The following is a 24,361-nucleotide window of genomic DNA, read 5'->3' as shown; positions in this document are numbered from 1 at the left end:
GACCGCTTCGATCTTGAATTCTTCGGGGTAACGCTGACGACTCATGGCACCTCCTATTTGGGCCTCATTATGAGGCTTGGAGGTGTCTACGAAACCAGGGGCGATTCATAGCGCCCGCTTTGGCTGCACCTATGGCAGCAGCAAGTCCGGCGGCACCGCCTCCCACTACGACAACGTCATAGCGCTCGCGCGCCTCCCCTGGCTTGGAAGTGGTGCTGGAAAAATCAATTGTTCTTGTCATTGTCGTCTGCCTCCGGTGCTGGAACGCGACATCAGGATCGCGTGCTGAAGGCGATTTTGGTTTTGACACAGCATCAAGACAAACAATACATTTTGAATCAATGAATCACGATTCGTTATTCTTGAGCATTGGTTTTTCGCCGGGAGACTTCGATGCATACCCCCGTTTTCAAGAACAGAGTGCTGGACCTGGACCTGTTGAGGGTTTTTGTGCAAGTGGCGCAGACAGGCAGCTTTTCGATTGCAGCCAAGTCACTCTCTCGCACGCAGTCTGCCGTCAGCATGCAAATCCGCAGACTTGAGGATCAGGTTGGCTGCGCGTTGGTTTACCGCAAGAAGTCAGGGGCTCAACCAACGCCAGAAGGCTCTGCGCTGTTGGAGGTGGCAAACGAAATGCTCGGTCTGAATGACCGGATCTTCGAGCAATTCACCTCATCTGTGGTTTCCGGGCTGGTGCGTATTGGATCGATCGAACCTTATGCCAGGGCTGTACTGCCAGATATGATCGCGCGGTTTTGTACGCTTTACCCCGAGGTTCTGGTCGAGCTGCATACGGGTATACCGCGTGAAATGTTGGGGCAGATGCGTACTCGTTTCGATCTGATCATAGGGATGAGCGAAGCGGGATCAGCTCAAGGAACATCCCTCGCGACTTCACGCGTAACGTGGGCAGTCGCACCTGGCCATTCGCCCCATAAACAATCAGTCATTCCTCTGGCGTTAGGTGTCGAAGGGACATTGTTTCGTCGATGGGGAACACTTGCGCTTGAGTCTGCTGGTATCAAGTGGAGGATGAGTTACTGCAGCAGCAGCGTCGCAGCACTCGAAGGGGCAGTCTACGCAGGTTTGGCGGTAGGGATATTCAGCGAGTTCACATTGGACAAGCGTCTGGTACCACTCGGTGTCGAAGATGGACTGCCTCCACTGCCATTATCGGAGGTGTGGATAATGCGTGCAGAAAAATCCACATCTAAGGCAGTTGCGTTACTTCACGACTTCATCATCGAAGCTATGCAACAACGTCCATAGAGGCGTGCAATAAGCACATTCGATGCTGAGACATACTGAATTTCTCACGCTTTCAGCGGCCAGTGAAATGCTGCGTTGGTGCCATCTGGCGCGGTGGTTGACTCACCACCTGGCTGGTACCGCATTGTTGCAATGGCTGATCAGTGGTTGTCGAGCGTCCGCTATGGGTCGAAAGCGGTCATTCCCGGTCGACGGTTTGCGACCTATTGCTGGCGATGGTCAGTGTTGAGGCAGTCAGCCGTTCACCTCGACATTTGCGGCGCCTGTGAGCTCGAGCGCCGCCCCTACCAATGCGCTTCAAACAACCGGTAGCCAATGCTTGGCCGATGCCCTACCACACTCAGACGACCCCTGCGATAACGCAGCGGGCAGTGCCCAGTCAGCTCTGTCCTGCTCCAGCAACAGCCGGAAGTTGGCCGAAATGCTTTCGACCAGCTCGGCGTCCCTGACCGGGTCCAGCCCCGGATAAGGCTTGCCCTGATACTCCCCGTCATGGGTGAGCACCGCTTCGACACGTTCGCCGCTGGCCGTGTACAGCGCCTTGATCAACTGGGCCTCGCGATCTTTGCTGGCGTTGCCGTGCAGCGCATAGTGAATGGCCAGCGCCGCCCCAAACGCCAGCGCAGGGGTCTGAATGCCATGCTTGCGGGCCAGGTCGATGCTGCTGAGGATGCGCTCGTTACGCTGCAATTTACGCAGGGGGTCGCGCCCAACCCGCACGCAAGGGTCCTTGAACGAGGTTTTGCACCGTTCGAGAAACGCATTGGCAAAGCTGCTGACAACCTCCGACATCTGCGGGTATTCGGCCATCAACGCTGGCGCCACTTCCTGATGAATCAGGCGCTGCGCCAGCGCACTGACGCGGGCGTCCCCCATGCCCTGGCCGACCCAGGTGTGCCCCAGCAGGCTCGCATACCAGGCGATGATCGCGTGCGGCCCGTTCCACAAGCGGTTCTTGATGATCTGGATCTGGGTAATGTCCGCGACCGTTTTTACCTGGCGCAGCCGCTCCAGCAAATCACTGCCACGCTCTACGTACAGCGGCATGTCGGGTTCGCTGTTGAACAGGATCAGGTGCAACTGGCTCATGGCACTGCTGGATTGTGCAAAGGGCCTGAAGTGCCCGATAAGCCGCTCGTATTCCGGGGCTGGCGTGGCGGGTTTGCGGGTGACCGATGGCTCATCTTCCAGGCTGTTCTTGAAGATCTGCGACTTGATGCGTAACTGCCGAACCAGCGCGTCATTGCTGATCTTGGAAACGATGCGGCTGACCACCGTTTCGGCGAAATGGGTCTTTTCCAGCACCTGCTTGCACACCCGTGGCGTGCACAGCAGCGCCAACTGTGCCTGCACCTGGCGCCGGACGAACGCCGCACCGCCGATCTTGTTCAACACGATCAGTACGGTCAGCTCGCGCCCCCTGCGTTCGAAGCGCCGCAGCAAACCCTTGGCAATGACCTTGGCCTGATGCGGGATGGCCTGCTCGGGCAGGCTCATGCCGACGACTTCGGCGGCGTTGTACATCTCGATTACCGCCTCTTCGTCGTCCATGTCGATCATGCGCACATTGTCGATGGTCTGGTCGAACGCGGTGGCGCCGTAGCGCACGCTGTAGCGGCCGAACGCAGCGACCGATTCGCGGAGCATGCGCGAACGGGTCGCGGCAATGATTTCGCAGGGGCGCGTGTAGCCGTCCCAATGGGACAGCACTTGGGTCAGGTAGCCGCCACCGATGGCGCCGAAGCCGTGGATGCCGACGCGGAACTGGTTCAGTGAGGCAGGGAACGCCTCGTCGAGCGCCGGCATGCCCAAGTCGGGCACGCACTCGCTCAAGTCGGCGAGGAAGGCGTGCATGCCACGGTAGGCCATGAGCGCGCCGGCCTTGACCTCGGGCGCGGGCGGCTTGATGTCCTCGATCAGGATTGCCTGCCCCCCGGCGCGGATCGCTGAGAGCAAGCCGTTTTCCGAGTCCTCGACCATGAAGCACTGGCTGGGTTGGCAATTGAGCGCGCGGGCGGCGTGCAGGAAGATTTCTGGGTGGGGTTTGCCTTGGCTGACTTCATCACCGCAAACGGTGATGTCGAAGTACTTGAGCACGTTGGCGTTGATCAGGTACTCCTCGGCGATGGCGCGGCGGCTGGACGTGGCGACCGCCAGGGTCAGGCCAGACTTGCGCAGGCGCTCCAGCACCTCGAGCAGGCCGGCTTTGATCGGCACGCCATGGTTGCGCACGTACGCCAGTTCGAGCTCATCGGCGCGCTGGCGGATCTGCGCATACGGGAAGTCATCGCCGTTGTGAGCCTTGGCGAGGGCCTCGGCCTTTTTCGCGCTCAGGCCCAGCGAGCCGATCAGCGTTTGCTCGCTCAAGGCGGTGCCGAAGATTTCCAGCGAAGCTTGCTTCAGCGTCCTGAAACGCAGGCGCTCGGTGTCGAACATCGTGCCATCCATGTCGAAGATGGCGCTGTGAATTTTCTTGCCCTGAAACATGATCATTGGGTGTTGCCCCTTTTTTGCGTGAAACATCCCGCCTTCAGCCACTGAATGGCGAGGCCGGTGCGATGACGGCGCGTGGGCGGTCAGGTAGGGGGCATGCGATCGACAGGGGGGCGCTCGGGGTTGACCCAGAGGTAGGGCGGGACGGCGCGGGGTGTGCAGAGGAGGGTGGCAAGCTTCGCGGCCAGGCGGGCGCCTGGTTTGACGTTGACGTCACGCCCACTGGCTGCTGCTTGGCTTGCAGGCAATGGGCGCACGTAGCGATGGATACGTGTGATTCCAAGCATAAGGTGCTTATCTTCCTGTTCTGATGACTGACGTTCCTTTTTTACCCTTGCACGTATGCGCCGCCACATGCAAGGCGCCAGTAACAATCGTGCGGTTACCGCACACAAGCGCCTCAGCGCCACTCAAGCCCGCAGCGGGCACTCCGATACCTGCTCACCCGCCATCGAAATCCCGATGAGAAGGGGTGCCAACAGGACCATGAGGAGTACTGCCCGTATGTTTGCCGACCTGAAGATCCGTACCGGAATGTTCTGGGTGCTGTCGCTGTTCAGCCTGACCTTGCTGTTCTCCACCGTCAGTGCCTGGCGCGCGGCGGTGGGCAGCGATGAGCAGATCAGCGAACTGGACCAGACCGCGCACCAGTCGGACCGGTTGAACAATGCGTTGCTCATGGCGATCCGCGCCAGCGCTAACGTGTCTTCGGGTTTCATCGAGCAACTGGGCGGCCACGACGAGAGTGCGAACAAGCGCATGGCGCTGTCGGTCGAATTGAACGACAAGAGCCAGAAACTGGTCGATGAGTTCGTCGACAACGCTCGCGAGCCGGCGCTGCATGCGGCGGCCAAGGAACTGCAGGCCACCTTCGCCGACTACGCCAAGGCGGTGGCGGGGCAGCGTGAGGCCGTGCGGCAGCGCTCGCTGGAGCAGTACTTCCAGGTCAACACCGATGCCGGCAATGCCATGGGCCGCCTGCAGGCGCTGCGTCAGCAACTGGTTGCCACCTTGAGCGAGCGCAGCCAGCAGATCATGCTCGAGTCCGACCGCCGTCTGGAGCGCGCACAACTGCTGAGCCTGGGGCTGCTGGGCGTGACGTTGCTGCTGGCGGCGCTGTGCTGGGCCTTCATCGCGCAGCGTGTGTTGCACCCATTGCGTGAAGCTGGCCAGCACTTTCAGCGCATCGCCGGCGGCGACCTGAGCGTGCCAGTGGTGGTGCAGCGGCGTAACGAAATCGGCCAGCTGTTCTACGAACTGGAGCGCATGCAGCAGAGCCAGCGCGAAACCCTCGGCAAGCTCAGCAGCTGCACACAACAGCTGGCTGACGCGGCGACGGCGCTGAACACCGTTACCGAGGAAAGCGCCAATAACCTGCGCCAGCAGGGCCAGGAGCTGGAGCAGGCTGCCACTGCCGTCACCGAAATGACCACGGCGGTCGAGGAGGTCGCACGTAATGCTGTCTCCACGTCCGAGACCACGCAGGCATCGAATCAGCTGGCCGAAAAAAGCCGCCGGCAAGTCAACGAGAACATCGATGGTACCGAGGCTATGACCCATGAGATCCAGGCCAGCAGTGGGCACCTGGAGCAGCTGGTGGGGCAGGTGCGGGACATCGGCAAGGTGCTGGAAGTGATCCGTTCGGTGTCCGAGCAGACTAACCTGCTGGCGCTCAACGCCGCCATCGAGGCCGCCCGCGCCGGTGAGGCCGGGCGTGGTTTTGCGGTGGTAGCGGACGAGGTGCGTACGCTCGCCTATCGCACACAAGCATCGACCCAGGAAATCGAACAGATGATCGGGCGCGTGCAGCAAGGCACCGAAGCCGCGGTTGCATCAATGCAGGCCAGCACCAGCCGGGCCCAGTCGACCTTGGATGTCACCCTGGCGTCAGGGCAGGTGCTGGAAGGTATCTACAGCGCCATCGGCGAGATCAACGAGCGCAACCTGGTGATCGCCAGTGCGGCGGAGGAGCAGGCCCAGGTGGCGCGGGAAGTGGACCGGAACCTGCTGAACATTCGTGAGTTGTCGAACCAGTCGGCGACCGGGGCGCAGCAAACCCGTGCGGCGAGCCAGGCGCTGTCGGGCCTGGTGGGGGAAATGACAGCGCTGGTAGGGCGGTTCAGGGTGTAAGCGCGACGTGCCGAAGTTGCCGAAGGGCCACCCAGTCAGCGTCCGGTGAAGGGCGGTTAATTATTGGCTGCCCGACGCCGCAGTAAAGCATCAATAGCTCGGATTGCGAGGGGATACCCGTCAGCGCCCATGCCGCAGATCACTGTATTGACCACGCCAGACATGATCGAGTGGCGGTGCAGTTCGTCCCGTGCATGAATGTTCGACAGGTGCAGTTCGACCAGCGGTGTGTCGAGTAATTTCAGCGCATCCAGTACTGGAATCGAGTGAAACGAAAGGCCAGCCGGGTTGATGATTACTGCAGCGCCTTGCTCGAAGGCTTCCTGAATCCAGTCGACCATGACGCCTTCGTGGTTGGTTTGGCGAAAGTCGCATATCAGGTCAAGTTCCAGCGCCAGGCTTTCACTGCGTTGGCGGATTTGCTCAAGCGTGGTGTGGCCGTAGATGTGCGGTTCACGGCGACCCAGCAGGTTCAAGTTAGGGCCGTTAAGGATGAAAACGGTGCGATTCATGATTGTCCTGCTGCGTTATTTGGAAAGAAGGGTGGTAGCGCGGGCGTCGACGGTGTCGTCTTCGGCGACGGCGTTCAGGTCGATGCCGCGGGTTTCCCGGCCGGTGATGATCATCGCCAGCGAGATCAGGTTGATCACCGCGCACAATGTCACCAGCGGCCATGGCGAGTTGTTCGACTGGCTCATCAGCCACACGGCGATCATCGGCATTGGGCCACCGATTACCAGATTGGCGCCTGTGTAGGCCAGTGCCGAGCCCGAGTAGCGGACCTGGGTAGGAAACGCTTCGGCGAAGGCCACAGGTTGGATGCCGCTTTGGAACTGGGTGAAGCCCAGGAACAGCCCCATGATTGCCATGATGGCGGGCACGTTCAGGGTGTTGAGGATTGGGAAATAGACGAACAAAATCAGCAACGTCATGCACGAGCCCAATGCCAGCGCCTTTTTACGCCCCCAACGATCGGACAGATAACCCCCGGCAAGCGCACCGAAAATCGCGCACAGGTTAGCCACCATCAGTGACATGAAGCCCGTCGATTGGCTAAAGCCGAGGTGCTTGGTCAGGTAGCTGAGGGAGAAAATCACGATCAAGTAGAACAGCGCAGCGGGTGAGCAGAAGAACAGCATCAGTCGCAGGATGGTTTTGTAATGGCTGCTCACGGCTGATGTGAGTGGGCTCTTTTCCTGTTTGAGCGGGGCCTTCTTCAAGGCCACGAAGGCCGGGGTTTCATCGACTTTCAGGCGAATGAATATCGCGACGATAACCAGTACGAAGCTCATCAGGAACGGAATTCGCCAGCCGAAGCTTTCGAATTGCTCGCTTGAAAGCGTTGCTGCCAGGCCCATCAATACGCCGTTGGCCAAAATCTGGCTAAGGGGCGAGCACAGGCCGAGCATGCCGGAATAGCGCCCGCGACGATCGGGGGAGGCGTGCTCCAGCGCCATCAGTTGCGCGCCAGTGGACTCGCCACCCAGTGCGAAGCCTTGAATGATCCGCAGCAGCACCAGCAAGATCGGCGCCCAAATACCCACCTGGCCGTAGGTGGGCAACAACCCCATCAGTACCGAAGCCAGGCCCATCATGGTTACGGTGGCCAGCATCAAGTTGCGGCGGCCGAGTTTGTCACCGAGGTAGCCACAGGTAATGGCGCCCAAGGGCCGCGCGGCCAGGCCGACACCGAACGTTGCCAGCGAAGCGAGCAGGCCTGCGGTGGGTTCCATCGCCGGGAAAAACAACTTGGGCAAAATGGTCGCGGACATCGCGCCATACAACGTGAAGTCGAACCATTCCAGGGCTGTGCCAATGGTCGCGGCGGTCACCGCTTTGCGAGGCATGCGCGAATCATGAGGCGCGTCACTGATTGTGCTCATAAGGGGCTCGTCATTGTTTTTATGGTGTCGGAATACCCATACGATTCCGCTCGGGCTATGCAGTGGAAAGGAATCGTCGAAGTGAATAGACGTTAGCGCATCCTGCTTGCAGAATAATTATCGAAATCACGATAAATAGATAAGCCAGCCTTATGGCTTAATACCAGTCAGTTAAGCGTCATCGGCTGTAATTGGGGCTGCTGTGCAGCCCATCGCAGCGGTTCGGCGCCCCGACAAGCCAGATCCTACAGGTGAGCGAAATTCACAAGAAATACGCTATTCCTGTAGGAGCTGGCTTGCCTGCGAAGGGCCGCGCAGCGGCCCCCTTGGCCCTAACTGACTGGCATTAGCCTTATGGGTAGCGATTATGGAACTGCGTCACCTGAGAGCGTTTGTGGTCGCCGCTGACCTGCAGCATTTCAGCCGGGCGGCAGAGCAACTGGGCATTGCACAACCGGCACTGAGCCAATTGATGCGAACGCTTGAGTCTGAGCTGGGGCTGACACTGTTCCGGCGGGAGAACCGCGGCGTGGCGTTGACCGCTGCCGGCGAGGCGTTCCTGCCTCACGCGCGGCAGTCCATCGAGGCCAGCGAACGGGCAATGGCCGCGGCCCGGCGTGCCAAGCGGGGGGAGGTGGGCGAAATCAACATCGGTTACCACTCGGCATTGTTCGAAGCCAATTTGCCGCAATTGCTCCGGCATTACTTCAGCACGTTCCCCGAGGTCAAGGTGTCGCTGGTCGACGCCGGGATTCGCGCGCAGTTCGACATGTTGCTCGACCACAAACTCGACCTGGCCTTCGCCCGGGTGTTCAAGGACCACCTGCCGGACCGTCTGCGCACCCACCCATTCAGCCAGTCCAGGCTCGTCCTGCTCATCCCGGACAACCATGAATTGGCCGACCGCTTCAGCGGGGACCTGTCGACCCTGCGCCACGAAAAGTTCGTGTTTCTCCAGGACAGCACCGGCATCGGCCTGACCTCCCACACCCTCCAGGCGTGCCGGCAGCACCAGTTGCACCCGCAGAACATCATGTATGTGCCGTCGCTGATGAGTATTCCCGGGCTGGTGGCCGCCGGCATCGGCCTGAGCATCGTGCCGGAAACCATGACCCGGCTGACCATGCCGGGCATCCGCATCGTGCCGCTTGCTCAAGCGGAAATGGTCAGTGAACTTTCGCTGATTTCACGGATTGACGAGCGTTCGCGTGCAGTGCTGCACTTTATCGAAGAGGCTCATGGGTGGGGGCTCGGTGGCCTGGCACCGGGCGGGCATGGCACGGCCTACTTCAGCGGGACGTAGATATCCGTTTGCCATTGCTCCAAGGGCGTTTCCGGGTACGCGCTCAGGTAATGGAAGAACAGCGGATGGTCGCGCAGCTCTTCGTTGCTCGACGGCAACCAGTCACGATAAAGCGGGTAGATGGTTTCGCCAATGTAGTCAGGCGAACCGCTATGCCGAATCACTGCACAGCGCCCCGCCGGGATAACCCGTTCGTGCACGCCGAAATCGTTGGGCTGCACAGCCTCGTCTATCTCGCCGCAAACGGCGAAGCGGAAGGCGTGCGCTGGGGTGGTGTCGGGGTTGTCGTAGGGGATGCCGAAGGTGCGGCAGCTGGCCACTGGCGATTGGCCGCTGTGCATCCGCCATTGGCGAAAACGCGCGACGCTTTCGCCGACCAGGGCGGGCGCACCTCGGTGCTCGAGCGCGGCTACACGGGTTTCGGTGAAATCCACGATACGGATCTGCATGGTGATACTCCTGGAACGATGAGGAACAACGAATACCGCACTCCAGGCCTGCCAGTTCGGGGCCTTGGCGAACACGCTCGGCGCCATGCCGAAGGCACGCTTGAAGGCTCTGGAAAAGGCTTCGGGGCTTTCGAAACCAGCGCCGAATGCCGCTTCCAGCACGGACGTTGCGGGCGAGGCGACCAGTTGGTGCGCCGCGCGTCGAAGCCGCATCAGTTGCACATAGCGTGAAACCGGAACACCCATGAACGCCGTGAACTGCCGATGGAAGTGAAACGCCGAGAAGTTGGCGATGCGACTCAGTGCATTCACCGACAGGTCATCTTCGAGATGGTTGTCGATGTAGGCAAGCACGGCTTCGAACCGTTTTGCGTAGGTAGGGCTGTGCTGTGAGTCAGTCAACGAACGGAGCCTCTGGAAGGTGCGGTGAGCGCTAGCATCCTGTGTCCAGGCATCGAGGTGCCTAGCCGTGATTGCTCTTTCGGGGAGTCGTGTTGACCATAGCGTGGATGGCACCGAGTTTGCCGGTGTTTTCGGTCAGATCGCTCCCCCGTCATGAAGTGAAAAACCGCTGTCGTGCGATGAGAAGTGGCCGCAGCCACGGCTGCCTTAGAGTCGGAGCACCACACAACCGTGCCCGGAATCAAGAGCCGCCATGAGCAGATCCACGCAAACGAACGAGACCGTCACCCCCAGCCAGCCCCTGGCAGGCAACCCCCTGGTCAGCATGCGCCCAGCCGACCTGGCCAGTTCAGCCGGCTACCTGCTCAAGGCCGTGGGCACCTCGCCGCTCAAGGCGGGTGCCCATGTGGGGGGCTACCTGAAGGCGCTGCGCGGCATCGTCGCAGGCAACACCAGCATCGCGCCAGACCCGAAGGACAAGCGCTTCGCCGACCCGGCCTGGCAATCCAACGCCTTCCTGCGCGCACTGTTGCAGAGTTACCTGGCTGGCCAGGCAGAGCTGACCCGCTTCATCGAGGCCACCGACCTGGCCCCACTGGAAAAAAGCCGCGCCCGCTTCGTCGCAGCACAGCTGGCCGATGCCTTGGCACCGAGCAACTCCCCGCTGACCAATCCCGCGGCGCTGCGCAAACTGGTGGACACAGGCGGCATGAGCATGGCCAGGGGCATCCGCCACTTCGGCCAGGACATGCTGAACAACCGCGGCCTCCCGAGGCAGGTCGACAGTACGCCCTTCACGGTCGGTGAAAACCTCGCCACGGCCAAGGGCGAGGTGGTGTTTCGCTGCGAAATGTTCCAGCTGCTGCAGTTCGCGCCCACCACCGAAAAGGTCTTTGCCCGGCCCTTGGTCATGTCGCCGCCGCAGATCAACAAGTACTACGCCATCGACCTGTCGCCGGAAAAGAGCCTGGTCAAGTGGATACAGGACAGCGGCGTAAGCCTGTTCGTCATCAGTTGGCGCAACCCCACCCGCGAGCACTGCGACTGGGGCTTGTCCGCTTACGCGCTGTGCCTCGATCAGGCGGTGGACGTGGCGCGTCGAATTACCCGTAGCCCGGATGTGAACATGTGGGGCTCCTGCTCGGGCGGCATCACCCTGGCAGCCTACCTGGGCTGGCTGGCGGCCCGTGGCGAGGGCCACAAGGTGGCCAATACCAGCTGGGCCGTGTGCGTGCTCGACACGGCGTCGGCGCTTGACGACACCACCTTGGGGCTGTTCACCACGCCGACCACCCTGCGCGCGGCCAAGGCCAGCTCCCGGCGCAAGGGTGTGCTCAGTGGCCAGGACATGGGCCGCATGTTCGCCTGGATGCGCCCGAACGATCTGATCTGGAACTACTGGGTCAACAACTACCTGCTGGGCAACCCACCGCCGGCATTTGACATTCTCGCCTGGAACGACGACACCACGCGGCTCCCCGCTCAGCTGCACGCGGACTACCTAGACCTCATCCAGCAAAACCCCTACAGCAACCCCGGCGCCCTGGAGATTGCTGGCGAGTTGATCGACATGACCCAGGTAACGGTGGGCGCCTATGTGGTGGGCGGCACTACCGACCACATCACCCCCTGGCAAGGCTGCTACGGCACCGCCCGGCTGTTTGGCGAGGACACGACCTACGTGCTGTCCAATGCCGGCCACTTGCAAAGCCTGGTAAACCCACCCGGCAACCCCAAGTCGTTCTACTACGCGGCGCCCGCCGCCGCCGAGGCGCCGGAAACCTGGCTGCAGAACGCCGGGGAGCGCCAGCAAGGCAGTTGGTGGCCGCATTGGCGCGAATGGATTGGGCAGCGTTCCGGCGAAAGCCTGGCGCCGCCGAAGAAGCTGGGCTCGCGCAAGTACCGGCCGCTTTGCCCTGCGCCGGGTACTTATGTCATGGAGCGTTGAGCCTGCCATTTCTTCCTGACGCTGACCCGATGCCAGCCGTCGGCTTCAGCGTCTTGCGCAAGTCGGGTGTATAGTGCTGCCCGTTTTCGGCGTGCATTCATGGAGGAACAATTGCGAATCTACATTACGGGTGCTTCATGTGCCGGTGTGACCACCTTGGGTCAAAACCTCGCGACCGTGCTTGGCGCGCGGCATGTCGATGTCGACGATGCTTACTGGATGCCCACCGACCCACCTTTCACGACCAAGCGGCCTGTCCCTGACCGCGTGAAAGTGATCCAGCAAAAGCTCGGTGACCAAGATTGGGTACTGACCGGTTCCTGCATGGTGTGGGGCGATGCCTTGCTTACGCACGTCGACCTGATCGTGTTCGTCGTCACCCCCACGCCCATTCGCCTTGAGCGGCTGGCCGCGCGTGAAAAAGAGCGCTATGGCGATCGGATTGCACCGGGTGGTGACATGCACGGAATCCACACGGCCTTCCGCGAATGGGCCTCGCAGTATGACGACCCTAACTTCTCGGGGCGCAACCGAGCGTGGCACGAGGCGTGGTTGGCAGAGCAAACGTCTGCAGTGTTGCGGGTTGACGGTATTAACAGTACGCAGGAGATGGTTGCCGAGGTGATGCAAAAGTTGTCGCAAACAGCTCACTGACGCCATGCTGTTTGGAAGGTGAACGCTTCTGGCCCAACTCCTAATATCTGACGCAATTCCCTGTGGGAGCGGGCTTGCCCCGCGAACACGGGCGAAGCCCGTGCCATCCAACGCGGCGCCCACTTCGCGGGCATTCATCGACTGGATCGAGGGGCAGCTGGCTGCAGAAGCAAATTGAACCAGGCTCCGAAATCAGCTGCCGTGAAACCTGAGCCTTTCGCTTGCTGGAAGTCGACACCGAGCCTGCAACCCTGCTGCGTGATGCCTTGGCCCACCGCGAATTGCGCAGAGCTGCAGGTGGAACTCCCCAAGCGTGGTGGAGGGCCGCAAGTGGCCTACCTGTTGCAACGCCTGGACGCCGAGCCCGTCTTGCAGGCCGGCTGGCTACAGGAGATCAGCGGGTGGTGCGATCGCCAGTATCGGATTATCGACCCGGCCACCTCGCCAACCGCCCGCGCCGTGCTGGGGGCAAGGCTTCAGGGCCTGGCGACGACTGGGCTTGTTCGCGCGCAGCAGGTTGCCCGGGTTATTGCCTGAGCCTGCGGGCTCAAACGCCCCCGGCCTGGTGCATGCAGGCGTTCAGGTCTTCGAGGAACGCCCGTAGGATCGGCGGTGGTGACACCCCGCGCCGGGTGATCACGTCGAAGGGCGAGGTGAGGTCCAGGGTGTTTGCGCCCAGCCGGCGCATTTCGCCGGTTTTCACCCACTGCTCGGCGAAGTGCACCGGCAGAAACCCGATATAGGCACCGGAAATGATCAGGATCGCGGCCGCCTCGATGTTCTCCACGGTCGCGGCGGCCTTGGTGATGCCCAGTTGCTCCAGGTCGTATTGCTGCATATAGCCGCGCACCACGATATGGCACTGGCGAACCTCTTCAAGCAACCGGCCGTTCGCCGCCTTGCTGGCGTACAACGGATGGCGGCGGCCGCAGTACAGCCCCAGGGCTTCGTCGTACAGCGGCAGGTACGAAAGCCCCGGCACGCGCAGCGGAAAATGGCCGATGGCCAGGTGCAGCCGGCTGTCCAGCACACGCTCTTCCAGCTCGGCCGGGGCGCCGATGTAGATGTGCAGGTGGGCATCGTGCCCACGTGAAACAAAGCGCTGGGTGGTGCGCGGCAGAGGCGAGGCGGTGTCGGTCAGGGTGGAGTCGATGATGCCCAGGTTGAGCTTGCCGCTGATGTGCTGCTTGAGCACGTCGGCATCCATGCAAAAGCTTTCCACCGCGCTGAGCAGGCGCAAGGTGGCTTCGTGGATGGCCACGCCCTGTTCGGTCAGGCGAAAGCCACTGCGCCCGCGCTGGCACAGCTTGACCCCAAGGCGGGTTTCCAGGTGCGTCATCTGTTCGCTGATGGTCGATTGGCCGGCGTTGAGGGCGGCCTGCGCCGCAGAAAAGCCACCGCACCTGACGATGGTGGTGAATACCCTGAGGAGCTTCAGATCGACGTCGTGGAGCTGGATCACTGGGGCCTCCTGGCGGTGCGTCACATCGCGCTGGCTGATATGAGCGTCCGGCCATTGTTTTTTTTCAAGCTAACCACGCCCCTGTGATCACTGCAATGCCCGGCACCTGCAAATGACTGCCGGTGCACACCCGGCATTTCGCCTGGCCGCTGGCAGCGGGCGATTACTTCGGGTTGGCCGATGTATGCATCTGCACTTGCGCATTTTTCCCGCGTTGGCCTGCCGCCATAGTGGCTGCAACGGCGGTCGAGCAGTCGCCCCGTCTCCTGACCAGAACAATAAGTGGAGAAACCCGAACATGGCAAAGCACGGTTATGAATCCGGCCGCCTGAACCTGCCCTTCGTAGGGCATTGCACCTTCGCCAAGTCACCCATCTGCACCGACTGGAATGCCATCGACGCCGATGTGGCAATCCTCGGCGCGCCCAACGACATGGGGACCCAATGGCGCTCGGGCGCACGGTTCGGACCGCGCGGCATCCGCGAGGCATCGACCCTGTTCTCGTTCGGCCACGCCGGTGCCTACGACTTCGAAGATGACGCCACCTACCTGACCGATGACCAGCTGCGCATGGTCGATGTCGGCGACGCCGATATCGTGCACACCGACATGGCCACCAGCAATGCCAACATCGAGTCGGCCGTGCGCCAGATCCTCGCGGCGGGTGCCATGCCGATCGTACTGGGCGGCGACCACTCGATCCATGCGCCAGTCATCAAGGCCTTCGAAGGGCGTGGGCCGATCCACATCGTGCACTTCGATGCCCACCTCGACTTCGTCGACGAGCGCCATGGCGTGCGCTACGGCCATGGCAGCCCCTTGCGCCGCGCCTCGGAGCTGGACCACATCGTCGGCATGACCCAGATGGGCATCCGCAACGTATCGTCCTCCAACCGCGACGACTACGATGCCGCACGCGAAGCCGGCTCGCAGATCCTCTCGGTACGCGACGTGCGTCGCCTGGGCTGCGAAGGTGTGCTGGCAAAGATCCCCGAAGGCCGCGACTACTACATCACCATCGACATCGATGGCTTCGACCCGTCCATCGCGCCAGGCACCGGCACCCCGAGCCATGGCGGATTCTTCTACTACGAAGTACTGGAGATCATCCAGGCGTTGGCCCGACGCAGCCAGGGGCGGATTGTCGGCATGGACCTGGTGGAAGTGGCCCCGGCCTACGACCCGGCAGGCGTGACTTCGATTCTGGCCGCGCAATTGCTGATGAACAGCATCGGCTTCATCTTCCACGCGCGTGCCAACGCCCGCTGATCCGGAGACTGTACCGTGGACAACAAGGTAAAAACCTACCTGCAGGCCTTCGGCGTTTCCGAGGCCACCCAGCGTTTTCTCTGCAAGCCCCAGCGCATGTTCATTGGCGGTGCCTGGCTCGAGGCCAGTGACGGTGCCAGCGCCGAGGTCATCGAACCGTGCACCGAGGGCGTGCTGACGCGCATCCCGATGGGCACGCAGGACGACCTCGACCGCGCGGTGCGTGCCGCCCGTGCGCAATTCGATGGCGGCCCCTGGAGCCAGCTCAAGCCCCTGGAACGTGAGCGCCTGATTCATCGCCTGGCCGACCTCATAGAAGACAATGCCGACGAGCTGGCGCAGATCGAGTCGATCGACATGGGCAAGTCGGTCGCCCAGGCCCGCGCGGTGGACATCCAAGGTACCGTCGATACGCTGCGCTATTTCGCGGGCTGGGCCAGCAAGATTCATGGGCGCACGGTCGAGCCTTCGCTGCCGGGCAACTACCTGGCCTATACCCGCAAGGAAGCGGTCGGCGTGGTGGGGGCCATCGTGCCCTGGAACTTCCCGCTGCAAACCATGGCCTGGAAGCTCGGCGCGGCGCTGGCTACCGGCTGCACCGTGGTGGTCAAGCCGGCGGAGCTGACGTCGCTGTCGGCCCTGCGCTTTGCCGAGCTGGTGCAGGCGGCGGGCATCCCTGACGGTGTGCTGAACATCGTCACCGGTCGCGGCAGCGTGGTGGGCACGGCGATGTCCAGCCACTCAGGCATCGACAAGCTGAGCTTCACCGGCTCTACCCCGGTGGGCTGCTCGGTGGGCAAGGCGGCGATGGACCAGATGAAACGCCTGACCCTGGAACTGGGCGGCAAGTCGCCGGTGATCGTGTTCGCCGATGCCGACCTTGACGCGGCGGCCGAGGCGGTCGCCAATGGTGTGTTCTTCAACTCGGGGCAGGTGTGTGATGCCGGTACCCGTGCCTATGTCGAGCGCAGCGTCTACCCAGCCTTCCTCGAAGCGCTGGCCCGCTATACGGCCACGCTGAAGATTGCCCCGGGCCTGGACCCTGACTGCTTCATCAGCCCCATGGTGTCGCGCCAGCAACAGCAGCGGGTACTGGAATACATCGCCCTGGGCAAGGCCGAAGGGGCGCAGGTGTACTACGGTGGCGAGCCGGTCGAAGGCCCGGGCTTCTACGTGCAGCCGACCATCTTCGCCCACTGCAACAACGACATGCGCATCGTCCGCGAGGAGATCTTCGGCCCGGTGCTGGTGACCTTGCCCTTCGATACCCAGGAGCAGGCCCTGGCGCTGGCCAACGATTCGGAATACGGCTTGGCGGCGGCCATCTATTCCAACGACCTGGGCAAGGTCCACGGGCTGATCCCGCGCCTGCGCGCTGGCACCGTCTACGTCAACGCCCACAGCACGCTGGACCCCTCCATGCCGTTTGGCGGCTACAAACAATCGGGCTATGGCAAGGACATGGGCGCTGAACAACTGGAGTTTTTGCTGGAGACCAAGGCGGTCTGGATCACCTTGCCCTGAGGTACAGGGCTGGCCCGCGTCGCCTGGTTTGGCGAGCGACGCGGGGCCACATTACGCATCGAATTTCAAGAACAAGAACCCGTCGAGGTGATGCCAATGAACAGCCAAGTGGATACCGAGCGTGCACAAGACCTGGAACGGCGCCTGCGCGCCTATGAAGAACTGGAGGGCAGGGCGCACTGGCCCGGCGCGCTGAGCGCGGCGGATGTTGTTGCCCTGGCCGTGCTGACCCTGGTCATGGTGGTGGGCGCGTATTGCCTGGGGGGCCAGCCATGAGCCGCTCCAGAGAGCAGGAATTTCGCCTGGCCGCCGAACGCGGCGATACGCCTTTGCTGCCGGGCGAGCGGGTCTGGGGCTTCTGGGGTTATGCCTACGCCAACTCGGCGTTGGCGGTGGCCACCTGGGTGTTTTTGATCGGCGGTGCCACTGCGCTGTTCGTCGGGCCCTTGCAAGGCATTGCCGCGATCATCATCGGCAACATCATCGGCGTGGTGCTCGCGGCCTCGTCCACCTGCCTGCCGTGCGGCAAGTACGGCGTCGAGCAGTTCACTTTCCTGCGCAGCATGTTTGGCCTCAATGGCAGCCGGCTGGTCTATATCCTTTCGGTGGTGATCCTGACCATGGGGTGGCTGGCGGTGCTGGGGCTGATGTGCGGGCGTGCGCTGGACAACCTGGAAACCCTCGTGCAGCACAGCCAGCCCGACAGCAATGACTGGCTGGTGACTGCCGGGGCCTTGCTGGCCATCGTGCTGGCGGCGCTGGTGGCCATGCGCGGGCCAGACATGATCCGCCGCCTCAGCGCGGTGATCGCACCCAGCTTGATTCTGATCATGCTGGCGCTGATGTACTTCATCTCCCGCCGCTACAGTTTCGGCGAACTGCTGGCCATGCCGCCCTTGCAGCCTCCGTTCGAAAACCCGCACGTCAACTTCATGATCGCGGTAGAAATCAACATCGCTGCGGGGTTCTCCTGGTGGCCCTACATCGGCAACCTGTCGCGCCTGTGCAGCAACCAGCGTACGGCATTTTGGCCCAACCTGGTGGGCATCTTCGGCGCCGCGTCGCTGGGTGAGTCGGTCAGCCTGTTCGCCGCCACTACCCTGGGCAGCAGCGACCCCACCGCCTGGATGCGGCTGGCCGGCGGCATGACCTTCGGCGTGATCGCCCTGAGCTTCCTGGCGCTGGCCAACCTGACGGGCATGGTCAACATCCTCTACACAGCCGTCATCGGCCTGCGTCAGTTGGCCGGGGAGCGGTTGCGCAGCCTGGGCTGGGGGATGCTGATCGGGCTGTTCTGCATCATCCCGGTGGTCATCGTGGTGTGCCTCCCGGGTATCTACGACGGCTTCTTCATCTTCTTGGTGTGGACGTCGGCGCTGAACAGCGCGCTGGCCGGCATCGGCATCGCCGATTACTTCTTCCTGCGCAAGCAACGCCTGAACCTGCGCCATTTGTATGCCGAGCAAAGCGGCTCGCCGTTGCGCTTCTGCAAAGGCTTCAACCCCATCGCGCTGCTGGCGCTGGTGGCAGGGTTTGCCATCTACGTGGTGGTGTTCAACCCGCAGACCTTGGCCCATACCGATTTCTTCACCTTCGCCACCGCCTCGCTGCCGTCCTGCCTGCTGGCCGGGCTGGTGCATTACGGCCTGACCCGCCTGCTGGCCACACGCCTGGGCTGGGGCGGCTACCCCAAGGGCAATGAACGCAACATCGAGGCCGCAGGCCTTCGCGTACAGGACTAGAACAATGAAAAAACGATACGACTACATCATCATCGGCGCAGGCTCTGCCGGCTGCGTCCTGGCCAACCGCCTGACCGAAGATGCCGGCACCTCGGTACTGGTGCTGGAGTTCGGCGGCAGTGACCGCAGCGTGCTCATCCAGATGCCCAGTGCGTTCTCGTTGCCGATGAATACCAAGAAGTACAACTGGCGCTACGAGACCGCCGCCGAAGCCCACCTGGACGGCCGCCGATTGCACTGCCCGAGGGGCAAGGTGCTGGGGGGATCGTCCTCGATCAACGGGCTGGTGTACATCCGTGGCCATGCCTGCGACTTCGATGAATGGGAAAGCCTGGGCGCGAAGCACTGGAGCTACCGCAACTGCCTGCCGTACTTCAAGCGCGCCGAGCATTTCAAGTTTGGTGGCGATGACTACCGCGGCGGCGCAGGGCCGCTGGCCACCAACAACGGCAACAACATGCAGAACCCGCTGTACGGTGCCTGGGTAGAGGCCGGGGCCGAGGCCGGCTACATCAAGACCGCCGACTGCAATGGCTACATGCAGGAAGGCTTCGGCGCCATGCACATGACTGTCAAGGACGGGGTGCGCTGGTCCACCGCCAATGCCTACCTGCGCCCGGCGATGAAACGGCCGAACCTGACCGTGGTGACTCACGCCATGACCCGCCGCATCCTGCTCGACGGCAAGCGCGCAGTGGGCGTGGAGTATGACGAGGGCGGGCAGACCCACACGGTGCATTGCAACCGCGAGGTGTTGGTATCGTCCGGCCCGATCGGCTCGCCGCACCTGTTGCAGCGCTCGGGTATCGGCCCAGAGGCGGTGCTGAAAAAGGCCGGCATCAAGGTGCTGCACGACCTGCCGGGTGTGGGCGAAAACCTGCAGGACCACTCGGAAATCTACATCCAGTACGCGTGCAAGGAGCCCGTGACCCTCAACGGCAAGATGAGCCTGCTGGGCAAGGCGATGATCGGCCTGCGTTGGCTGCTGTTCAAGGATGGCCTGGGCGCCAGCAACCACTTCGAGGCGGGTGGTTTTATCCGCTCGTCCAAGGGGCTGCGGTGGCCGGATATCCAGTTCCACTTCCTGCCGGCGGCCATGCGCTACGACGGTGACAAACCATTCAAGGGCCACGGTTTCATGGTGCTGACCGGGCCGAACAAGCCCAAGAGCCGCGGCCATGTGCGGGCCCTGTCGGCCGACCCTTACCAGCACCCGGAAATCCGCTTCAATTACTTGCAAAGCGAGGAGGACCGCGAGGGCTTCCGCCGCTGCGTGCGCCTGACCCGCGAGATCATCGCCCAGCCGGCCATGGACCGCTTCCGCGGCGAGGAGCTGGCACCTGGGCCGCAGGTGCAGACCGATGAGCAGATCGATGCCTTCGTGCGTGCCAACATGGAAAGCACCATGCACCCGTGCGGTTCTTGCCGCATGGGTGAGGACGACATGGCAGTGGTTGATTCGACGCTGCGTGTGCATGGCCTGCAGGGGCTGCGGGTAATCGACTCGTCGGTGTTCCCGAGCGAGCCCAACGGCAACCTCAACGCGCCGACCATCATGCTGGCCGAGCGTGCCGCCGACCTGGTGCGCGGGCGTGAGCCGCTGGCACCGGTCGATGTGCCGGTCGGTTTGGTGGACGGGTGGGAAGAACAACAGCGCAGCCGCGCGCCGCGGCGCGAGTTGCGTGCGTGATCAAGCGTGGGTGAGCCTACGCGGTCCCTGTGGGAGCAGGCTTGCCCCGCGAATGGGGCGACTCGGTGGATGGCACCGGCTTTGCCGGTGTTCGCGGGACAAGCCCGCTCCCACAGGGTCGCGGCTGAACCCATGAAATAGAGTTCGTTGTGGGCGCACCGCTTTACCTGGACCGATAGCGCTCCATTGTAGTGATATCGATACAGCACAGGGCAGGGCACGGTATACGACGCTTCGGTGTCGTACACCGCGCCATTACCGCCACTGCCTGGAGTGGCTTCATTACAGCAATAAACGTTAATACCTACATGGACCCCCGTATTTAGCGGGCTCTAGCCTTTGGCATAGTCCTTGCTCTTTCCCTTGCGTTCGGCCGGCTGTTGCAACGCATGTCCGGTTAGAAAGTTGAACTTGTGACGTTATAAAAACAATTAAACTAGCAAGGTAAATAACAATGAAGAACCTGCCGCAGGGTCACTGTCCGCCTGAGGGTGACACCCACGAACTCAAACGTAACCTGTCCAACCGCCATATCCAGTTGATCGCCATCGGCGGCGCCATTGGCACGGGCCTGTTCATGGGCTCTGGCAAGACCATCAGCCTGGCTGGGCCTTCGATCATCTTCGTCTACATGATCATCGGCTTCATGCTGTTTTTCGTCATGCGGGCGATGGGCGAACTGTTGTTGTCCAACTTGCAGTACAAGTCATTCATCGACTTTTCGGCGGACCTGTTAGGCCCGTGGGCGGGGTTCTTTACCGGGTGGACCTACTGGTTCTGTTGGATCGTCACCGGTATTGCCGACGTTATTGCCATTGCCGCCTATTCGCAGTTCTGGTTCCCGGATATTCCCTTGTGGTTACCGGCACTGGCCTGCGTCGGTGTGTTGCTGTCGCTCAACCTGATGACGGTGAAGATGTTCGGTGAACTGGAATTCTGGTTCGCCATGATCAAGATCGTGGCCATCTGCGCCTTGGTCTGCACCGGGGTGTACATGGTGGCGGCAGCCTATCAGTCGCCGACCGGTAACGTCGCCTCGCTGGCCAACCTGTGGAACGACGACGGGATGTTCCCCCACGGCGCCATGGGCTTCTTCGCCGGCTTCCAAATTGCGGTGTTCGCCTTCGTCGGCATCGAACTGGTCGGCACCACTGCGGCCGAAACCAAGAACCCGGAACGCAACCTGCCACGGGCCATCAACTCCATCCCGCTGCGCATCATCGTCTTCTACGTGTTGGCGTTGATTGCCATCATGGCCGTGACCCCGTGGCGAGAAGTGGTGGCCAACAAGAGCCCCTTCGTCGAACTGTTCGTGCTGGCCGGGCTGCCTGCTGCAGCGGGGATCATCAACTTCGTGGTACTGACGTCTGCGGCGTCTTCGGCCAACAGTGGCGTGTTCTCGACCAGCCGCATGCTCTATGGCCTGGCGGTGGAGGGTGATGCACCGGGCCGGTTCAGCGCGTTGTCACGCCGTGCAGTGCCCTCCAACGGCCTGATCTTCTCCTGTATTTGCCTGACCGCTGGCGCCCTGGTGATCTACCTGGTACCGAACATGCTCGACGCGTTCACGCTGATTACCACGGTGTCGGCCCTGCTGTTCATGTTCGTCTGGTCGATCATCCTGCTGTCTTACCTGGCGTACCGCAAACAGCGTGACCACCTGCACCGTGCGTCGAAATACAAGATGCCGGGCGGCACGATCATGTGCTGGGTCTGCTTGGCGTTCTTCGCTTTCATCCTCGGCCTGCTGGCCCTGGAGGCGGACACCCGCATGGCGTTGTTCGCTGTGCCTGTGTGGTTTGCCGTGCTGGGCCTGTCCTACCGGTCCATTCGCCAGAAAAAACAGGAGCACGCCGCGTTGTCGCTCGAAGCGGAGTAACCGCCGCCTTCACGTTTTAACCAGGGGGACAGCGCCGGGTGCGCCGTCCCCCTGTTGTCGTTTCGCCAACCAGGGAATCACGATGAGAATCCACGTCACCTTCATCGACCGCGTCGGCATCACCCAGGAAATCCTGGCGCTGCTAGGGGCGCGTAACCTCAACCTGGACGCGGTGGAAATGATCCCGCCCAACGTCTACATCGACGCCCCGGCGCTGTCACAGGCCGTGCTGGACGAGCTCTACGGTGCGCTGTTGCGCGTGGTCGGGGTGCAGGCGGTCGAGTTGGTCGACTTCCTGCCTGGCCACCGCCGGCGCCTGCAACTGGAGGCCCTGCTGGCGTCGATGAGTGACCCGGTGCTGGCGGTCGACCCGGGCGGCCATGTGCTGCTGGCCAACCCCACCCTGGTCAACCTCATTGGCCGCGAGCCGGCCGGCGAGCCGTTGTCGCGCCTGTTTGCTGAGGCCGACTTGGCCCAAACCCTGATCGACAAGGGCTTTCGCCTGCCCATGTGCGAGGTCGGGTTCCAGGGCCAGGCATTGTTGCTGGAAGCCACGCCCATCAGCGGCGGTGCCGATGCCCTGGTGGGCGGCCTGCTTACCCTGTACCCGCCAAGCCGCATCGGCGAGCGCCTGGCGTCGTTGCTGCACGACCACACCGAAGGGCTGGAGGGGCTGCTGGGCGATTCCACGGCGCTGAAGGAGCTCAAGGTGCGCCTGCACAAGGTGGCTGGCCTTGAGGCGCCGCTGCTGATCCAGGGCGAGACGGGCACCGGCAAGGAGTTGGTCGCCCGCGCCTGCCACGCCCTCAGTGCCCGGCGCGATGCGTCGTTCCTGGCCCTCAACTGCGCCGCCTTGCCCGAGAGCCTGGCCGAGAGCGAGCTGTTCGGCTACGCCGCTGGCGCATTCACCGGCGCCCAGCGCGGCGGCAAGCCCGGCCTACTGGAGCTGGGCGATGGCGGCACGGTGTTTCTCGATGAAGTGGGGGAGATGTCGCCTTACCTGCAGGCCAAGCTGTTGCGCTTTCTCAATGACGGCAGCTTCCGCCGCGTCGGCGGTGGCGGTGAAGTGCGGGTGAATGTGCGGGTGGTCTGTGCCACTCACCGCAACCTCGAAAGCATGGTGGTCGAAGGCAGCTTTCGCGAAGACCTGTACTACCGCCTCAATGTGCTCAACCTCAAGGTGCCGCCCTTGCGCGAGCGAGGCAAGGACATCCTGCTGCTGGCCGAGTACTTCCTGCGCCAGGCCTGCGCGCAGATACAGCGCTCGCCCTGCCGGTTGGCGCTGGCGACCCATCCGCTGCTGCTGGGCAACCGCTGGGCGGGTAACGTGCGCCAGTTGCAGAACGTGATTTTCCGCGCCGCGGCCATCAGCGAAGGGGAGGTGATCGACTGCGACGACCTGGAGTTGGCCGGCACCGCCTTGAGCAGCCAGCAGGCCGACGTACACGAAATCATCAGCCTGGAAGCGGCCGTGCAGGGGTTTGAAAAATCGCTGCTGGAAAAGCTCTATGCAACCTATCCCTCGACCCGGCAACTGGCCGCACGCTTGCAGACGTCGCACACGGCCATCGGCCAGCGCTTGCGCAAATACGGCATTGCCACCCGGGCGTAGCGCCGTGGTGCCAATACGTTCCACTGGAGTGATTGCACTCCAGTTCGGCGAGGTCCCCGCGTTCATTGGCACGCCCCGGCACGCAGGCCTGCCGGGGCGATGCACTGGAGCTTATTCGTTCCATCTGGGCCGACTGGATTGGCGCCGGTTTGTATCTCAAGCCATTGAAATAAAAGAATTTAATCAAGTTGGCATCGCCCTTGCTCTTGTAGTTATCAGTCCTGTACCGGGACCTACCTGATAACAAGAGAGGAAGATCCATGAGCATGCTGCGTTTTACCCCCGAACACGAATGGCTGCGTCTGGAAGCGACTGGCGAACTGACCGTCGGCATCACCACCTATGCCCAGGAGGCGCTGGGGGACGTGGTGTTCGTGCAGTTGCCAGAGCCGGGCGAGTACGGCGAGGGCAATGAAGTCGCAGTGCTGGAGTCGGTGAAGGCCGCCAGCAACATCAGCATGCCCCTGAACGGTACGGTGGTGGCGGTCAACCAGGCCCTGGCCGACGACCCGGAACTGGTCAATGCCTCGCCGATGCAGGATGGCTGGTTCTTCCGTATCCAGGTGGCCAACCTCGCCGACCTCGACACCTTGATGGACCAGGACGGCTACGACCGCTTCCTGGCCGACAACGCCTGAGCCAGGGTATCGA

19 protein-coding genes are annotated in these 24,361 nt (G+C 62.3%); 14 read left to right on the top strand and 5 right to left on the bottom strand.

Going from position 1 to position 24,361, the window contains the following annotated elements; genetic code table 11:
- The first annotated feature begins 393 nt into the window (after positions 1–393).
- Positions 394–1,269: a LysR family transcriptional regulator gene (locus tag HU750_RS22565; protein ID WP_186682480.1), complete on the top strand. Its 876-nt coding sequence runs from the start codon at positions 394–396 to the stop codon at positions 1,267–1,269.
- Positions 1,270–1,566: 297 nt separating this feature from the next.
- On the opposite strand, the gene mtlD is transcribed toward HU750_RS22565, so the two are convergent.
- Positions 1,567–3,762: a bifunctional mannitol-1-phosphate dehydrogenase/phosphatase gene (gene mtlD / locus HU750_RS22560; protein ID WP_186682478.1), complete on the bottom strand. Its 2,196-nt coding sequence runs from the start codon at positions 3,760–3,762 to the stop codon at positions 1,567–1,569.
- Between the two features lie 504 nt (positions 3,763–4,266).
- Between mtlD and pcaY the strand changes: the two genes are divergently transcribed.
- Positions 4,267–5,892: a methyl-accepting chemotaxis protein PcaY gene (gene pcaY / locus HU750_RS22555; RefSeq protein ID WP_186682477.1), complete on the top strand. Its 1,626-nt coding sequence runs from the start codon at positions 4,267–4,269 to the stop codon at positions 5,890–5,892.
- A 56-nt stretch (positions 5,893–5,948) separates the two neighbouring features.
- Here the strand turns inward: pcaY and HU750_RS22550 are convergent, their stop codons facing one another.
- Together HU750_RS22550 and HU750_RS22545 are read right to left on the bottom strand one after the other, a co-directional pair.
- Entirely contained in the window at positions 5,949–6,404 is a 456-nt protein-coding gene (locus HU750_RS22550) for a type II 3-dehydroquinate dehydratase (RefSeq protein ID WP_186682475.1), read from the bottom strand.
- Positions 6,405–6,419: 15 nt separating this feature from the next.
- Positions 6,420–7,775 carry an MFS transporter gene (locus HU750_RS22545; RefSeq protein WP_085273201.1) on the bottom strand — a complete coding sequence of 452 codons (1,356 nt, stop codon included), beginning with the start codon at positions 7,773–7,775 and terminating at the stop codon, positions 6,420–6,422.
- Positions 7,776–8,142: 367 nt separating this feature from the next.
- Between HU750_RS22545 and HU750_RS22540 the strand changes: the two genes are divergently transcribed.
- Positions 8,143–9,078: a LysR family transcriptional regulator gene (locus HU750_RS22540; RefSeq protein ID WP_186682473.1), complete on the top strand. Its 936-nt coding sequence runs from the start codon at positions 8,143–8,145 to the stop codon at positions 9,076–9,078.
- Here HU750_RS22540 and HU750_RS22535 read toward each other — a convergent pair.
- Entirely contained in the window at positions 9,060–9,929 is an 870-nt protein-coding gene (locus tag HU750_RS22535; protein ID WP_186682471.1) for an AraC family transcriptional regulator, read from the bottom strand. The genes HU750_RS22540 and HU750_RS22535 overlap by 19 nt on opposite strands.
- A 253-nt stretch (positions 9,930–10,182) precedes the next feature.
- Here HU750_RS22535 and HU750_RS22530 point away from each other — a divergent pair, with 253 nt between their 5' ends.
- From HU750_RS22530 to HU750_RS22520, 3 genes are all read left to right on the top strand, one after another.
- Positions 10,183–11,877 carry an alpha/beta fold hydrolase gene (locus HU750_RS22530; protein WP_186682469.1) on the top strand — a complete coding sequence of 565 codons (1,695 nt, stop codon included), beginning with the start codon at positions 10,183–10,185 and terminating at the stop codon, positions 11,875–11,877.
- A gap of 111 nt (positions 11,878–11,988) precedes the next feature.
- Positions 11,989–12,531, top strand: coding sequence for a P-loop NTPase family protein (locus tag HU750_RS22525; RefSeq protein ID WP_186682484.1), 543 nt, complete (start codon positions 11,989–11,991; stop codon positions 12,529–12,531).
- 297 nt (positions 12,532–12,828) lie between these two features.
- Positions 12,829–13,068: a hypothetical protein gene (locus HU750_RS22520; RefSeq protein WP_186682467.1), complete on the top strand. Its 240-nt coding sequence runs from the start codon at positions 12,829–12,831 to the stop codon at positions 13,066–13,068.
- A gap of 10 nt (positions 13,069–13,078) precedes the next feature.
- Here the strand turns inward: HU750_RS22520 and HU750_RS22515 are convergent, their stop codons facing one another.
- Positions 13,079–13,993 (bottom strand): LysR family transcriptional regulator, encoded by a 915-nt coding sequence (locus HU750_RS22515; protein ID WP_027596332.1) that lies wholly within the window; start codon positions 13,991–13,993, stop codon positions 13,079–13,081.
- Between the two features lie 298 nt (positions 13,994–14,291).
- On the opposite strand from HU750_RS22515, the gene speB reads away from it, so the two are divergent.
- The 8 genes from speB to gcvH all read left to right on the top strand — a co-directional run bounded on the left by speB (position 14,292) and on the right by gcvH (position 24,348).
- Positions 14,292–15,263, top strand: a complete 972-nt coding sequence (gene speB, locus HU750_RS22510; RefSeq protein ID WP_027596333.1) for an agmatinase — start codon at positions 14,292–14,294, stop codon at positions 15,261–15,263.
- Positions 15,264–15,278: 15 nt separating this feature from the next.
- A complete protein-coding gene (locus tag HU750_RS22505) occupies positions 15,279–16,787 on the top strand; it encodes an aldehyde dehydrogenase family protein (RefSeq protein WP_186682465.1) in 1,509 nt (502 codons plus the stop codon).
- Positions 16,788–16,883: 96 nt separating this feature from the next.
- Positions 16,884–17,063 (top strand): hypothetical protein, encoded by a 180-nt coding sequence (locus HU750_RS22500; protein ID WP_027596335.1) that lies wholly within the window; start codon positions 16,884–16,886, stop codon positions 17,061–17,063.
- The gene (locus tag HU750_RS22495) at positions 17,060–18,529 is read left to right on the top strand and encodes a cytosine permease (RefSeq protein WP_099454485.1); all 1,470 of its coding nucleotides are present in this window, start codon (positions 17,060–17,062) and stop codon (positions 18,527–18,529) included. Before HU750_RS22500 ends, HU750_RS22495 begins: the two co-directional genes overlap by 4 nt.
- Before the next feature lie 4 nt (positions 18,530–18,533).
- Complete coding sequence (gene betA / locus HU750_RS22490; protein WP_186682463.1) at positions 18,534–20,219, top strand: choline dehydrogenase; 1,686 nt, start codon at positions 18,534–18,536, stop codon at positions 20,217–20,219.
- Positions 20,220–20,673: 454 nt separating this feature from the next.
- A complete protein-coding gene (gene cycA / locus HU750_RS22485; RefSeq protein ID WP_186682461.1) occupies positions 20,674–22,098 on the top strand; it encodes a D-serine/D-alanine/glycine transporter in 1,425 nt (474 codons plus the stop codon).
- 82 nt (positions 22,099–22,180) lie between these two features.
- Positions 22,181–23,710, top strand: coding sequence for a transcriptional regulator GcsR (gene gcsR / locus HU750_RS22480; RefSeq protein ID WP_027596339.1), 1,530 nt, complete (start codon positions 22,181–22,183; stop codon positions 23,708–23,710).
- A gap of 260 nt (positions 23,711–23,970) precedes the next feature.
- On the top strand, positions 23,971–24,348 hold the full coding sequence (gcvH, locus tag HU750_RS22475; protein WP_027596340.1) for a glycine cleavage system protein GcvH: 378 nt from the start codon (positions 23,971–23,973) through the stop codon (positions 24,346–24,348).
- The last annotated feature ends 13 nt before the right edge of the window (positions 24,349–24,361 follow it).

Origin of the sequence: Pseudomonas sp. SWRI50, assembly GCF_014269095.1 — a bacterium.
Classification (GTDB): Bacteria; Pseudomonadota; Gammaproteobacteria; order Pseudomonadales; family Pseudomonadaceae; genus Aquipseudomonas; species Aquipseudomonas kermanshahensis.
The sequence above is the reverse complement of the archived record's forward strand: the minus strand, read 5'-3'. Positions and strand labels throughout refer to the sequence as shown.